Source organism: Salinimicrobium oceani (genome assembly GCF_012037645.1).
Genome location: NZ_JAAVJR010001494.1, coordinates 1 through 302, shown reverse-complemented (window position 1 = coordinate 302; position 302 = coordinate 1). Strand labels below are relative to the sequence as shown.

Below are 302 nucleotides of genomic sequence, written 5' to 3'. Positions count from 1 at the left end.
CCAGAATGATTCAGCAAACAGTGTATATTTTTTGAAAGAAGGAAAGATCAGCATTGAAAGATTTACCTCCACCGGGGAAAATTTTTTGTTGGCCATTCTTGAGAAAGGAGAAATATTTGGAGAATCTTCAATAACCAAAAGTAGTAAGAGGAAAGAAGCGGCCATAGTAGAAGAGGAAGCCACCTATTGTGTAATGGAACAGGGAAATTTTAGAGAACTGTTGATGAAGTGTCCATCTTTAAATATAAAATTTTCTCAGTTACTGGAAGTGCGATTGGAAAAAGCACAAAAGAGATTGGAAG

General features: G+C 36.1%; 1 protein-coding gene. It reads left to right on the top strand.

Going from position 1 to position 302, the window contains the following annotated elements:
* Positions 1 to 31 precede the first annotated feature (31 nt).
* The coding region (locus HC175_RS22795) for a Crp/Fnr family transcriptional regulator (protein WP_235942735.1) at positions 32 to 302 on the top strand (271 nt) is incomplete at its 3' end.